Below are 13,418 nucleotides of genomic sequence, written 5' to 3'. Positions count from 1 at the left end.
GTGTTGGCAATCGCGCTGGTGACGGCATCGGCCGCTTGCGGCGGAGAGCCCGAGTATCGCGGGCTGAATATGATCGCCTACAACTACACGCCTTGGGATATCGACACCATCCGTATTTCCGACAAATCGGGGCGGACCGCCGGCAGCGGCGCCATGGGTGTCGGCGGCGGGGAGGGATCGGTGACGTGTTGCTATGCCTTGAAGGGCACGGAATTCAAGGTCCAATGGTCGGGCGTGGACGGCGAAGAGGCGATCAAGCATCTCTACGACGGCACGATGGACAGCCTGATGTTCCACAAGGAAACCACGGTGCATCTTGACCCGACGCCCATACCCGCTGGCGACGGGCCGTTGTACCTCGAACTGCACATCTATCCCGATGAACATATGGAGCTGGCCCTGAGCCGCAAGCTGCTCGGGCAGACGCGGTTCCCGCTGGTCGATACGACGGACTGGCTTTACCGGGAATACCGCGGCGCATTCGAGGATTATCGGGATGGCCATGAGGTCCTGCGCGTACTTGGCAAAGTCGCCAGGACGGCCTGGATCAAGTATCGCATCGTGCAGGAGCAGGACATGCGCCAATACATGCGCCTGTACTTCACCGTCGCCTCCGACTTCGACTCCGATCCGGAAATCGCCGCGCTGCTGTCGCAGCCCGGTCGCCAGCCGGGCGACTTCGCCAAAGCCGTTGCCGCGCTACCGGAAGCGAGCATCGCGCGCTTGAAAGCCCAAGGCACGCCGCCGGGCGACAAGCGCGGCTGATACCGGCGCGGCCTACCGCGCCGCCTGGACCTCGATCGTCACGGTGTTCGACCGCACGCCGTTGGATTCGATATACACCTCGTACTTCGCCGGCTCCTTCGGCAGCCCCACCTGCGCCGCCAGGTCGGTGCTGAACTGCGTGCCCACGCTGATGCCCGGGCTGATCGGGATGCCCTTGGGCGGGCGCGAGCTGGCGATCTCGTCGACCTCGACGCCCGGCGGCGGGCTGCGGCGCTTGTACTCGTAGGCCACGCCTTCGTAGGTCTTGCCGGTCAGCGTGTCGACCGCCACAAAGCGCGGCAGCTTCTGGTCTTGCGAAACCGGGATGATGCCTTGGGCGCAGACGGGAATCACCAAGGCGCCCGATGCCTGCGGCCGCACGCGGGCGGGCGCGGCGATGTTCAGTTGGTCGTCGCTGCCCTGGTTGGGCGGGATGCAGGCATGGTCGCGCACGGTGCCGATGGGCGCGGTGGCGAAGGCGGGCGGGTCGATCCAGTCGGTATTCATGGAAGCGGTCTGGGTAGCGGATTGGGAGGGAGCGCGCGGACCGCCCACGGTCCGCGCCGACGCGGGCGCGGCGGCCAGCGCGGCCGCGAGCAGCAGGGCCAGGGCCGGCGCCAGTCGGCGCCGGCCGTCAGAACGACGGCCAGCCATTGGACATGTCCACTTTACGCACGGCCTTGGCGCAATGGACGCAATAGCGGATGCTCTGGCAGTCGCCGCCGAACATGACGCAGGCGCCGGTGTGGCTGGGATCGGCCTGGCTGGCGGGCAGGCCGAAGTGGCAATGGTTGCCGAACTGGGAATAGAAGAACGGGCCCTTGTCGAGCCTGGACGAATCCATGTCGGCTTCGTCCGGATGGGCCTGGGCCCATTCCGGGCCGCTGGGAACCATGCCGATCAAGTGGCCGATCTCGTGCACCAGCGTTTCCTGCTGGTAGTTCATGGTGACCGGCTCGAAGGGCGACAGGGCCGCGACGCACAGCAGGTTGGTGTCGTAGAAGGCCGCGCCGGCGGCGGCGCTTTCCATGAGCCGCACGCGCAGGATCAACCTGCCGGTGGCCGGTATCGGCAGCAGCCCGGCCAGGCGGATATTGACGGCATGGCAGGCCTTGGGCTCGGCCGGATCGTAGGGCAGCGGCGTCAAGCGGTCGCGCGCGACAGGCACGCGCCGCACCCCCGCGGCCGGGTCGGTGTATTCGAACAGGCATTCCAGGAACCAGTCGACATTCGGCTCGATGTTGTGCCAGAGGAAGCTGACGTTGCCGTCGGCGCTGACGAACTGGACTTCCTTGTCGGGCGCGCCGGGGCCGGCGCTGGCCTGCACGTAGATCGGCTGCACGGGCAGCATCGACGCCAGCCGGTCGACGTGGCAGACCACGATGGTGTAGGGCGCGTGCGAGGGGCCCTGCGAACGGGGATAGACCGAGCCGGCCAGTTGGCGCAGGCGCGCCTCGCCGTCTTCGGTGAAGACGTCGGAATTGGCATCGCCGGGAGTGCTCACCGGCGGCAATTGCAGCACGTCGACGCCATGGCGGGCGTACTCGGTGGCGGTCGGCTGGAAGCCGTGCGGACGCGGCAGCGCTTCCGGGCCGGGCAGCATGATTTCCTGCAGATACAGGCGCCGGACGGTTTCAACCACTTCGGTCGAGATGATCTGGTTCTTGTCGTTGATCACTTCGAACAGGTAGGTGTTCAGGCCGGCGGCCGGCAGCGCGATGTCGTCGACGGTCTTGGTGCCATCGGCGTCCGTGACGTAGCTGTACGTGCGCTGGGTGGGTTCGCGGTACAGGGGTTGGCGGCTCTGTTCGCGCGCCGAATACACGGCGTTGCCGGGGCGCGGGCTGACCTTTACGGTGAAGCGGTGCTGGCCGGCCTTGTTGAATTTCACATGGATCTTGGGCTTGTTGGTCTGGCGATCCAGGCTGTTGAGCGCCTGGCCGTCGTTCCAGCGTTCGGAAGGCTCCGTCAGGTTGACGTATTGCAGTTTGGCGCCGTTGCGGGCCCGGTAGGCCGACGGCGTGGCCGAGGTCGGGGCCGGGTCCGGCGCCGCGCCCGCGTCCTGGCCGGCCGGCCGCGCGGCGGTTCCCGGCAGGCTGATGCCCGCCGCTTCCATCACCCGCTTGGCCAGGCCCGGATAGGGCGAGTTGGCCACCGCCGGGATGTTCATGATGGTCTCGGCCACCTTGGGCAAGGTGACGCTGGAAATGCTGGGCGATTGCAGGATGGCGCCCACCACCGTGGGCACCGCCGAATCGGTCAGGCCGGGCGTGCCGAGGATGGCGCCGGCCACCGCCGGCAGGTTGCCCTGGTTGACGTCGGGCATCGACAGCAGGGTGTTCACCGCGGAACCCAGCGCGGCGCCGCGGTCGCCCAGGGCGCCCATGGCCTGCGTCATTACCGGCCCGATGGCCGCGCCGACACCGCCGCCGCCCGCGGCCGTCAGGCCCGAGGCCGCCGACAGCGCGGAGGCGGCCGAAGCATTGCCCATGGCGCCGGCGGCCTGCGCGGCCACGCCGGTGGCCGACGACGCCATGCCGGCCGCCTGCGCCGCCACGCCCGGCGACGATGCCGCCGCGCCGGAGGCTGCGCCGGCCGCATCGGCCAACCCGGCGGGCATCGGCGCCGCGCTGGCAAGCGCGCCGCCCATCAACGAAGGCGTGGCGCCGCCCATCAATGAGGGCGTTGCCGATCCCAGCGCCGATTGCGCCATGCCGCCGGCCCTGGCGGCGGCGCCGGACACCAGGCCCGAGCCGGCCTCGGTCACCGAGCCCATGGCCTTGCCCGCCATCGCGCCCACGTCCTGGACCGGCTTGAGCGCGGCGTTGGCCATGGATTTGGCCTTGTCCACCATGCCGGACGCGGTCTGCGTTGCGCTCTGCAATCCGCCGGAGACGGCCGTTGCGCCGCTGGCCAGGGTGGCGCCCAGGCCGCCCAGCATGGAGCCGCCGCCCGTCGCGGTGCCCGCCGCCGGGAGCGCGGCGCCCGCTGCCGCGGCATCGGCCGCGCCCGCGGCGTTGAGCGCCTGGCCGGAGCCATTCAGGGCTTGCAGCAGCGCGTTCGGCCGGTGCACCAGTTCCGCCGTCACCAGCATCGGATCGCCCACCTGGCTCGAGGGCAGGGCCGGCAGGGCGGCCGCGTCGCTGGCCGGGCCGATCAGGTTGTGCGAGGCGCCTTTGACCGAGAACATGCCCGGCCCCTTGAAGACAATGTCGCCGCCGTCCATCACGATGGCGCCGCCGGCCGCCTGCAGGGTGATGCGCTGGTTGGCCAGGATTTCGATGCTGTCGGTGGTGGAGGTGATGGTGATGTCCTGCCCGGCCAGCATTTCGAGCATGTCGGTATGGGCCTGCAGCGACACCGGCGCGTTGGCGGCGATGGCGCGCAGGCCGCCATCCTGCACGAACAGGCTGGTCGAGCGGCCGGAAGCGCTGGCGAAGGTCTGGCGCGCGGCGATGTGGCCGTCGGCCTGGGCGGTGACGTGCAGGTTTTCGCTGGCGTGCAGCACGGCCGAGGCCGGTGTCGCCAGGTTCATCGACGAAGGCGCGTCGATCAGCATGCGGGCCCCGTCGATGCGCTCGACCGGATCGCTGCCGCCGCGTTCGCCGCCGGCGGCCTTGACCGCCTGCTGGCCGCCGACGCTGCCGGGATAGCGGCCGTCGGTCTTGGGATCGACCGCCTTGATCAGGGCATCGTATTGCTCGTTGGCCGCCAGCGGCCGCGCCTGGCGCTGGGTGGCGGCATCGTTGATGCGGCCCGCCGCGTTGCGCGCGCCCCGCAGCAGTGCCAGGGCCTCCTGCGCATCGGCCTGCGTCGAGCGCGCGTCCTCGCGGGCGTTGGCCGACAGCAGCATGCCCTGGCCCGAGCGCACGACGGTCCAGGCGTCCGAGCGCAGCTCGAAACCGCTGCCGCGCCATTCGCCGCGCGATGCGTCATCGGCGGCCTGCTTGACCAGATAGCCCAATCCCAGCTGCGAGGCGGCGATGGAGCTCGACAGGCGCGTGCGCACCTGGCCGGCGGTGTCGTCGAACAGCCACTGGCTGTGGCCCTGGCCGTCCAGGCCCTGGCTATGCCAGCCGCTGAGCGTGCCGGGATGATTGGCCTGGCCATCCACGCCCGCGCTCCACGGCGGCAGATCGCTGTCGTTGTAGAGCTGCGCCACCACCACGGGCTGGTCGATGTCGCCATCCAGGAATTCCACCACGACTTCGGTGCCCTGGCGCGGCAGATGATGCGCGCCCCAGTTGGGGCCGGCCTGGGCGCCGGCCACGCGCAGCCAGGTGCCGGAGCGATCGTCGCCCGGCGCGTTGCCGGCGTCGTCGCCGTGGCTGCGGTGGCGCAGGCCGCCCGGCAGCGGCCGCTCGCCGCGCTGCCACGGGAATTGCACCTTGACGCGCAGGTCGCGTCCGGTCGTGATGCTGGCATCCTGCGCCGTCACCACCAGGGCGGTCACGCCTTCGGGCGCCGTCGGCCGGGCTCGCCAGGCGGGCAGCAGCGCCGCGGCGGCCGGCTGGGCAGTGAAGTCGTTGCGGTAGGCGCCATGCTCCAGATCGGGGGCGGCCAGCGCCTGGGCGGCCTGGCTGCCCAGGTTGTTGGCGGCCTCGTGCTCGACCCACAGCAGCGTGTAGCGGTTGCCGCCCAGCTCGTCGCCCGCCGCGCCCGCACCTTGCGCGTAGCGGTCGTGCTGGGTCAGCGCGAAGACGTGGCCCGGCATCATCTGGCGGGCGCTGCCGCCGCCCTCGAAGCGCAGCGCGCGCGCCTCGTGCGCCTGCAGCCCGCGGTTGGCGAGCTGTTCGGCCGCGGCGTCGTCCGGGTGGCGGCCGTGTCCGTCGTAGTCGTAGTCTTCCAGCGGCGGCAGCGCGCCGGCGTCCAGCGCCGATTCGGCATGGGCGCCGTGCGCCAGCAGCGTCCGGTCGTTCCAGGCGACGCGGGTGACGGCGTTGGCGCGGACCTCGCGCGCCGCGCCGAAGCGCGTGACGCTGTCTTCGGATTCGGTGGCATCGCTGCGATGAAAACGCAGCGAGGCGGCGGGGTTGGCCGGCTGCGCGGCGCGGGCATCGAACACCACCAGGCGGTGGCGCGCGCCGCCGCCGTCGGCCTTGCTGTCACCCTGCTGGTGGTCGAAGCGGAAGCTCAGGCCGGCCTCGGCCATCAGCCGCAGCACGAAGTCCAGGTCGGTTTCCCGGTACTGGGTGCGCACCGGGCGCGACGCCAGCGGTTCGGCGATGTCGAAGGCGAACGCGGCCAGCGGGTAGTCCGCGAACACGTCGGTCAGGATATCGGTGACCGACTTGTCCTGGAACACGAAGCTGTCGCGCCGCAGCCGCAGCGTGGCCAGCCAGGGCGCGGCGTGCAGGCGGTAACGCGCCAGCCCGCCGTCGGCGCCGAGCGCGTCCACGCCTTCCACCACCGCATGCCAGCGCCGCCGTCCGCCGTCGGCCAGCAGCAGGCTGACGCTGATCTCCTTGCCCAGCAGCGGTTCGACGTCCAGCTCGGCCGACGCGGACAGGCAGTCCAGGGTCAGCGCGAACAGTTCCGAAACGCCTTCGCGCAGGCGCAGGCGTTCGACGACGAGCGCTTCGCCCAAAGGCGTTTCGACTTGCAGCAGGCGGGCGTTCTGGGACAGCGCGGCGACATCCAGGCTGCTGTAGCCCGCGGGCGGGGAGGAACGATCGATCATGGTGCGTGGCGGTGTGCGTGTGCCGTCAGGGCAGCGAGATGGTCAGGTGGGCGGCGCGCGGGCCGAGCTTGACGATGTCGTGATACGGCGCCATGGCGGTCTGCATGTCGCCGTTCAGGAAATGCGCCATGCCCAGGTAGGCCAGCAGGCCTAGCAACGCGAACAGCGCGCCGATGCTCCACAGCGGCACGTCGCGCTTGAGCGTGTGGGCGATCTTGTCGGGCAGCGGCCAGTGCGGCGCGAAGCCGGCGCGCTTGCCGCGCAGCAGCGCGATCTCGTCGCCCAGGCGCGCGGTCAGGTAGCCCAGCTTTTCCTGGCCCTCGATCATGTACTTGCCCTGGAAGCCCAGCAGCAGGCACATGTAGAACACCTCCAGCGATTGCAGCCGCGGCGCGCCCTGGGCGCGCAGGTCCTCCAGCCGCGAGAAAAAGTTCTCGCCGGCCAGTTGCTCGCCGAACAGCGTCAGCTGCAGCGGTTGCAGCATCCAGGCGTCGCGGATCGAGAAGCCCGAATTCAGCACGGTCTCGTCGACCGCCGCGCAGAACGCATACTTGGTGGCGTAGACGTCCTCGGCCGGTATGTCGAGCTTCTTGGCGCTGCGCTCGAAGTCCGCCAGGAACTGCTGCACCCGCGCCGAGAACGACGCGGCGCTGGCCGGTTCCTGCCCGCTCTTGAGCAGGAACAGCATCAGGAAGCCGTCGTACAGCAGGTCCAGCAGTGACTTGGCGGGGCGCGATCCGTAGAAATCGGCGGCGCGCGGCGGGAGCGAGGCGGCGGGCATCAGAGAGGGCGCGGCGGTGTTCATGGCGGGCTCTGTCGTTGGATGTCGGGGTGGCGTCGGGAAGGGTCGGGAAGGGTCGGACAGGGCGCGCGTCAGCGGGTGACGGCGATCAGGTCCAGTTTCAGCTCGGGTATGCCGGACGGCGCGTAGATGGCGATGCTGCGGGCCTGCAGCATGCGGTCGTACAGCGAGCCGCGCGTCTGCAGGGTGAAATAGCAGGCGCCCGGCTTGACCGGCACGGCCGGCGGCACCTGTGGCGTGTAGGCCAGTTGCACGCCCGGCATGGCCGACAGCACCAGCTTCTCGACATCGTCCGGCGCGCCGACCTTGAAGCGCAGCGGCACCGTTTCGGCCAGTTCGCTGGCTGGCGTCGCCGCGGACACCGACAGGTACAGCGCGGTGGTCTCGTCGAGTTTGTCGGAATCGAGGCGGCCCACGTGGAACGAGGGGCGCAGCTCCTCCAGCACGATGGAGAAGTAGCGCGTCGAGATCACGGTGTCGAGCAGGTCGCGCAGGATCGTGTCGAGCTGCGCGAAGGCCGCGCCGGGTTGCTCGTGGCGATACACCGGCAGGTCGGCCAGCGTGTGCACCTTCGAGAACGTCATCAGCGCGCCGGCCAGCCGCAGCATCTCCTGGAACAGGCGTTCCGGATGCAGCTGCGGGTTGTGGAACAGGTGCGACAGCGCCGAATAAGCTTCGTTGGCGGTGTGCAGCAGCCAGAACGAGGCCACGTCGCCCGAGCGGAACTCGATGATGTTCTTGTTCGGCTCGCGATGGAAACCGTACAGCGCGTTGACCTTGGCCTGCAGCGCGTCCAGCAGGCGGCGCAACTGCTCGAACAGCGCGCCGCAGGCCTGCACCGTGAGGCTGGGCGCGATGAAGCCGGTGTCCAGCTCGTAACCGGCGCTGGCCGTGCGGCGCACGCGTGCCACCGGGACCGTCAGCAGCGCATCGCGCGGCTCGTGTTCGGAAAGCAGCCGCACGTTCTTGCGCAGGAACGCCAGCTCGGCGGTGCTGGCATTGGTGTAGAGGTCGGGGGCGGGGCTGTCCTGGTGCGCGTAGCGGGCATCGAATCCCTGCGCCTGCTGCGCGTCGCGGTAGTTGCCGCCGATGTCCTTCATCGGATGCAGGGCCAGGTAGAACACGGCCTCGCTGGCGCCGTCCAGCCCGTCCAGCGCCACGGCGGGCGGCAGGTCGTCGTTGTGCGGCGCGTTGTAGATTTCGCCGTCGGGGAAGATCGCCGACAGTTCGGTGGCGCGCAACATGCCATTGGCGAGCGCGGCGGCGTCGAAACGCGCGGCGCGCAGGCCCCACGAATACGGATGCAGCGCGCGGCTCATTTCCGCCAGGCGGGCCTCATGGTAGGCGTCCTGGCGCTGAAAATGCTGGGGCCGCAGGAACAGGCCCTCTCCCCACAGGATCTTCGCTGAATAACTCACGTTGGCGGGCTCTCGTTATTGACTATCTATATATATGAAGAGGACGTTGCGGTGAACGCGCTCGGCTCGCGCCGGAATCAGTTCGGGCATTGCAGGGAACCGAGCCGGGACGGATCGAACGCGGGCATGCCCGGCGGCAGCACGATCTTGCCGGTGGCGACCGTCATGGCGCAGGCATGCGCGCCCAGCACGATGCCGGTGTCTTCGACTTCCTTGACCTCGAACACGTATTTCCAGCGCTGCGGCGCGGGCGCGTAAAACAAGGCGGCAACGGCGATATATGCGGCGCCTTTCGGCACCTTTTCGACGTTCTCGAAACGCTGGCCCGGCGTCAGGGTGATTTCGCGCGACGCGATGAGACTGTCGCCCAATGCCGCCTTTTCCTGCGCAGTATCAACCAATTGAGTGAGCGGCGCGCGCTGAAATGCCTCGGCATTCTTCAAATAGTATGCTTTCGTAACGACGGCGGTTGGCTGGCCGCTGCTCGCATTCAAATTTTCTCCGGCGTGTATCGCCAATTTCACATCGGTGGGCGCATTCGGGTCCTTTTTCAGGCCCGCCGCATCGAGCGCCGTGCCGGTGATTCCGGCGACCGCGCCAAGGGCGGAAACCGCCGCACAACCATTAATGACGGGCACTGCCGCGATGAGCATCGTGGCCGCCAAGCATCGCGATAAATTGAGATGTTTTGACATGGCTCTTTATACCGGATGATTGCGACAACATACAGATGACGGCACGTTGCACGACATTTCGACGCAAGTTACATGACGTAATCCTCTGTAGTGGTGTACTAACAAAAAGTTGTTGAAATACGCGGCCCTTGGTTACATCAGACACGTGCCCAAAAAATGCAACTTTCCCGGTATTTCCTCATAGGTGGCATGGTGGCGTTAATGGCCGGTTGTGCCACCACCAACAAGCCCCAGACGGACGCTGAATACAAGCAGTCGATCACTCAGGCCACCGAGACGCTGGCCAACAAGGGGGGCGACGAGGCCGTGGCCCAATTCCAGGAGATCGCGCAGCGCAACCCGTCGCGCGGCGAACCCTGGTCGTACATCGCCAAGATCCGGTTCGATGAGCAGAAATACGGGGAAGCGATCGTTGCCGCCGACGAAGCGCTGAATCGCGACTCGAACGACTTCACCGCCAAGACCGTGCGCGCCGTGGGCGGCCTGCGAGTCGCCATGCAATCATTGGCCGACCTGCGCGCCGACGCGCTGCTGGCCGGCAACGCCCGCAGCGACGCGGTGGCGCTGGCCGCCGCCATGCGTGAAACGCTGGGCCAGGACGTGCTGTTCCCCGAGGGCCGCAAGCCGCCGCGCGGCGGCGGCACGCGCCCGCCGCCCAAGCCGCGCAACGACAGCGCAGCCGCCACGGGCACGCCCGCCGCGGGCACCCCCGCCGCAAGCACGCCGGCCGCCAACGCCGGCGCCGCGGCCAAGCCGGCTCAATCCGGCGGCGCCACGCCGCCGGCCCAGACTTCTGCCCCTCCCGCGGGCCGCGCGCCGGATCCGTTCGGCAATCTCCTCAAACCCTGATCGGCCCGCCGGACCCGGCTGGCCGGGACCGCTCGCCTTCGTCAATACGCATCCGCTTGGAGCCCCCATGGCTAAGAAAGAAAGCGTTCAGAAAAGACTCCAGAAAGTACGCCCGCCGCGCGTCCAGTTGACCTATGACGTCGAGAAGGGCGACGCGATCGAGCAGAAGGAACTGCCCTTCGTCGTGGGTGTGGTGGGCGACTTCAGCGCCCAGTCGGAAGCCGAGCTGCCGCGCCTGAAGGACCGCAAGTTCGTCAATATCGACGTCGACAACTTCGACGACGTGATGCGCGGCCTCGAGCCGCGCGCCGCGTACCGCGTGAAGAACCGCCTGACCGACGAGGGCGGCACCTTCGGCGTCGACCTGAAGTTCCGCTCGATCGAGGACTTCCGCCCCGAGGCCGTGGTGCAGCAGATCGAACCGCTCAAGGAATTGCTGGAGATCCGCACCAAGCTGGCCGACCTGCGCAACAAGCTGGCCGGCAACGACAAGCTGGAAGACCTGCTGGGCGAAGTGCTCAGCAGCACGGAAAAACTGCAGCAACTGACCAGCGAAGCCGGCAAGGACGGCAAGGGAGGCAGCAATGAGTAATTCCGCCGCCGCGCAGAACGCGGCCGCCCCGGCCGCCGCCGACTCGGGCCTGCTCGACCAGATCGTCGAGCAGAGCCGGGTGGCCAAATCCACTGCCGAACACGATCGCGCCAAGGACCTGATCGGCGAACTGGCGCGCGAAGTCATGAAGGGCACCGTGGTGGTGTCGGACAATCTGTCGGCCATGCTCGACGCCCGCGTGGCCGAGCTGGACCGCCTGATCTCGGCCCAGCTCAGCGAAGTCATGCACGGCGCCGAGTTCCAGAAGCTCGAAAGCACCTGGCGCGGCCTGCATTACCTGTGCCAGGAAAGCAATACCGGGCCGATGCTCAAGATCAAGGTGCTCAACGTCACCAAGCGCGACCTGGTGCGCGACTTCCAGACCGCCATCGACTTCGACCAGAGCCTGATGTTCAAGAAGGTCTACGAGGAAGAATTCGGCACCTTCGGCGGCTCGCCCTTTGGCGCGCTGCTGGGCAACTTCGAGATCACCCGCCAGCCCGAGGACATGTACTTCATCGAGCAGATGTCGCACGTGGCCGCGGCCTCGCACGCGCCGTTCATCGCCTCGGCCTCGCCCGAGCTGCTGGGCCTGGACAGCTTCGCCGACCTGGGCCGTCCGCGCGACCTGGCCAAGGTGTTCGACACGGTCGAATACACCAAGTGGCGCAGCTTCCGCGACTCCGAGGACTCGCGCTACGTCGGCCTGACCATGCCGCGCTTCCTGGGCCGCCTGCCGTACGACCCGAAAGAGGGCACCTCGGTGGAAGGCTTCAACTTCGTCGAGGACGTCGACGGCACCGACCATGCCAAGTACCTGTGGTGCAACGCCACCTGGGCCTTCGGCGCGCGCCTGACCGCGGCCTTTGCCGACTTTGGCTGGTGCGCGGCGATCCGCGGCGTCGAAGGCGGCGGCCTCGTCGAGAACCTGCCGACCCACACCTTCAAGACCGACGATGGCGAGATCGCGCTCAAGTGCCCCACCGAAATCGCCATCACCGACCGGCGCGAGAAGGAGCTGAGCGACCTCGGCCTGATCCCGCTGGTGCACTGCAAGAACTCCGACTACGCCGCGTTCTTCGGCGCGCAATCGGTGCAGAAGGCCAAGAAGTACAACACCGACAGCGCCAATGCCAACGCGGTGCTGTCGGCGCAGTTGCAGTACATCTTTTCGGTGTCGCGCGTGGCCCATTACCTGAAGGCCATGATGCGCGACAAGATCGGCAGTTTTGCGTCCGCGCAATCGGTCGAGAGTTTCCTGAACCGCTGGGTCTCGCAGTACGTGCTGCTGGACGACAACGCGAACCAGGAGCAGAAAGCGCAATTCCCCCTGCGGGAAGCATCGGTGCAAGTAGCCGAAGTGCCGGGTCGTCCTGGCGTGTTCCGGGCCGTGGCGTTCCTGCGGCCGCATTTCCAACTCGACGAGCTGTCGATTTCCCTGCGTCTGGTGGCGGAACTGCCCGCCCAGGCCCAGAAATCGTGATGACCGTCTGATCCAAAGCTTTTAACCGGAGAGTACTTTAATGAAGGACATCTACGTCAAATTCGGCAATCCTGCGCTCAAGGGCGAGTCCCAGGACAAGGATCACCCGGACTGGATCGAAGTGGGCTCGTGGCGCCACGAGATCATCCAGCCGCGTTCGGCCACCGCCTCGACCTCGGGCGGCCACACCGCCGAGCGCACCGAGCATGGCGAAATGGTCTTCACCAAGGACCTGGACGTGGTCAGCCCGCTGCTCTACCAGCACGCTTCGGGCGGCACGACCTTTGACGAAGTGACCATCGACTTCCTGCGCGCCGACGGCGAGGGCAATCGCGTCAAGTACCTGGAAATCAAGCTCAAGTACGTGATCATCTCGCGCGTCGCGCCCGAAGTGGTCAGCGAAGGCCTGCCGCACGAATCGTTCTCGCTGAAGTACGCCGCGGTCCAGTGGAAGTACACGCAGCAGAAGGTCGGCGGCAACCAGGGCGGCAATTCCCAGGGCGCCTGGAGCCTGACCAAGAACGACAAGACCTACTCGGTCTGATCCCGACCGCGCGGCAAGGCGAAGGCCGCGGCTCGTCCCCGGGCCGCGGTTTTCCTGAAAGAGGTCCGTGATGAAGGGATTCGAACCCAGCCTGTTCGACAAGCTGTTCGACGGGGACGGCCCGGCGCCGCACGCGCTGCGGCGCCTGTCCGTCGAGGAAATCAAGGAAACCGTCGCGCGCGACATCGAGGCCCTGCTCAATACCCGCATGGTCTTCACCGAGGAGTCGCTCAAGCGCTATCCGAACTGCCAGCGGTCGATCCTGACCTACGGGCTGTCGGATTTCTCCGGGCTCAGCCTGGCCAGCCACTACGACCGGGAATTCATCTGCCGGTCGCTGGAGCAGGCCATCGCCCGCCACGAGCCGCGCTTGACGCACGTGCGCGTGGTGCTCCAGGTCGACAGCCGCGCCACGTCGGTGCTGTATTTCGCGATCACCGCGATGCTGGACGTCGGCCCGGCCCACGAGCCGGTGACGTTCGACGCGACCCTGCAGCCGTCGACGCTGCAGTATTCGGTCAGCAAGGGCTGGGCCAAGGCCGCGGCGGCCGCCTGACAACATAAACGCACGCGGGCGCCGGCGGCCAGCC

The 13,418-nt window shown here is 68.0% G+C and carries 11 protein-coding genes; 6 read left to right on the top strand and 5 right to left on the bottom strand.

What is annotated here, in order from left to right; genetic code table 11:
* Positions 1–765, top strand: coding sequence for a DUF3304 domain-containing protein (locus ACUTAG_RS00380; RefSeq protein WP_080944985.1), 765 nt, complete (start codon positions 1–3; stop codon positions 763–765).
* Between the two features lie 12 nt (positions 766–777).
* Here the strand turns inward: ACUTAG_RS00380 and ACUTAG_RS00375 are convergent, their stop codons facing one another.
* The 5 genes from ACUTAG_RS00375 to tssJ form a co-directional block, all read right to left on the bottom strand.
* Positions 778–1,419, bottom strand: a complete 642-nt coding sequence (locus ACUTAG_RS00375) for a hypothetical protein (protein WP_049057663.1) — start codon at positions 1,417–1,419, stop codon at positions 778–780.
* Positions 1,400–6,445 (bottom strand): type VI secretion system Vgr family protein, encoded by a 5,046-nt coding sequence (locus ACUTAG_RS00370; RefSeq protein ID WP_148318707.1) that lies wholly within the window; start codon positions 6,443–6,445, stop codon positions 1,400–1,402. Before ACUTAG_RS00370 ends, ACUTAG_RS00375 begins: the two co-directional genes overlap by 20 nt.
* A gap of 25 nt (positions 6,446–6,470) precedes the next feature.
* Positions 6,471–7,250 carry a type IVB secretion system protein IcmH/DotU gene (icmH, locus tag ACUTAG_RS00365; protein ID WP_024069116.1) on the bottom strand — a complete coding sequence of 260 codons (780 nt, stop codon included), beginning with the start codon at positions 7,248–7,250 and terminating at the stop codon, positions 6,471–6,473.
* 68 nt (positions 7,251–7,318) lie between these two features.
* Positions 7,319–8,665, bottom strand: coding sequence for a type VI secretion system baseplate subunit TssK (gene tssK / locus ACUTAG_RS00360; RefSeq protein ID WP_020928029.1), 1,347 nt, complete (start codon positions 8,663–8,665; stop codon positions 7,319–7,321).
* Between the two features lie 77 nt (positions 8,666–8,742).
* On the bottom strand, positions 8,743–9,360 hold the full coding sequence (tssJ, locus tag ACUTAG_RS00355; protein ID WP_223308493.1) for a type VI secretion system lipoprotein TssJ: 618 nt from the start codon (positions 9,358–9,360) through the stop codon (positions 8,743–8,745).
* Positions 9,361–9,516: 156 nt separating this feature from the next.
* Here tssJ and ACUTAG_RS00350 point away from each other — a divergent pair, with 156 nt between their 5' ends.
* From ACUTAG_RS00350 to tssE, 5 genes are all read left to right on the top strand, one after another.
* On the top strand, positions 9,517–10,209 hold the full coding sequence (locus ACUTAG_RS00350; RefSeq protein WP_232066894.1) for a hypothetical protein: 693 nt from the start codon (positions 9,517–9,519) through the stop codon (positions 10,207–10,209).
* Between the two features lie 67 nt (positions 10,210–10,276).
* Positions 10,277–10,801 carry a type VI secretion system contractile sheath small subunit gene (gene tssB / locus ACUTAG_RS00345; RefSeq protein ID WP_006384072.1) on the top strand — a complete coding sequence of 175 codons (525 nt, stop codon included), beginning with the start codon at positions 10,277–10,279 and terminating at the stop codon, positions 10,799–10,801.
* Complete coding sequence (gene tssC, locus ACUTAG_RS00340) at positions 10,794–12,284, top strand: type VI secretion system contractile sheath large subunit (RefSeq protein WP_148318709.1); 1,491 nt, start codon at positions 10,794–10,796, stop codon at positions 12,282–12,284. Before tssB ends, tssC begins: the two co-directional genes overlap by 8 nt.
* Positions 12,285–12,324: 40 nt before the next feature.
* Positions 12,325–12,828, top strand: a complete 504-nt coding sequence (locus tag ACUTAG_RS00335) for an Hcp family type VI secretion system effector (RefSeq protein WP_006384074.1) — start codon at positions 12,325–12,327, stop codon at positions 12,826–12,828.
* A 70-nt stretch (positions 12,829–12,898) separates the two neighbouring features.
* Positions 12,899–13,384 (top strand): type VI secretion system baseplate subunit TssE, encoded by a 486-nt coding sequence (gene tssE / locus ACUTAG_RS00330; RefSeq protein ID WP_006384075.1) that lies wholly within the window; start codon positions 12,899–12,901, stop codon positions 13,382–13,384.
* Positions 13,385–13,418 lie beyond the last annotated feature (34 nt).

Source organism: Achromobacter sp. CSND-B12 (assembly GCF_052906545.1).
The sequence above is the reverse complement of the archived record's forward strand: the minus strand, read 5'-3'. Positions and strand labels throughout refer to the sequence as shown.

Coding starts and splice junctions, on each gene's coding strand:
- ACUTAG_RS00375 (WP_049057663.1), bottom strand. CDS start 1,419: ATGGCTGGCCGTCGTTCTGACGGCCGGCGCCGACTGGCGCCGGCCCTG.
- ACUTAG_RS00370 (WP_148318707.1), bottom strand. CDS start 6,445: ATGATCGATCGTTCCTCCCCGCCCGCGGGCTACAGCAGCCTGGATGTC.
- icmH (WP_024069116.1), bottom strand. CDS start 7,250: ATGAACACCGCCGCGCCCTCTCTGATGCCCGCCGCCTCGCTCCCGCCG.
- tssJ (WP_223308493.1), bottom strand. CDS start 9,360: ATGTCAAAACATCTCAATTTATCGCGATGCTTGGCGGCCACGATGCTC.
- ACUTAG_RS00350 (WP_232066894.1), top strand. CDS start 9,517: ATGCAACTTTCCCGGTATTTCCTCATAGGTGGCATGGTGGCGTTAATG.
- tssB (WP_006384072.1), top strand. CDS start 10,277: ATGGCTAAGAAAGAAAGCGTTCAGAAAAGACTCCAGAAAGTACGCCCG.
- tssC (WP_148318709.1), top strand. CDS start 10,794: ATGAGTAATTCCGCCGCCGCGCAGAACGCGGCCGCCCCGGCCGCCGCC.
- ACUTAG_RS00335 (WP_006384074.1), top strand. CDS start 12,325: ATGAAGGACATCTACGTCAAATTCGGCAATCCTGCGCTCAAGGGCGAG.
- tssE (WP_006384075.1), top strand. CDS start 12,899: ATGAAGGGATTCGAACCCAGCCTGTTCGACAAGCTGTTCGACGGGGAC.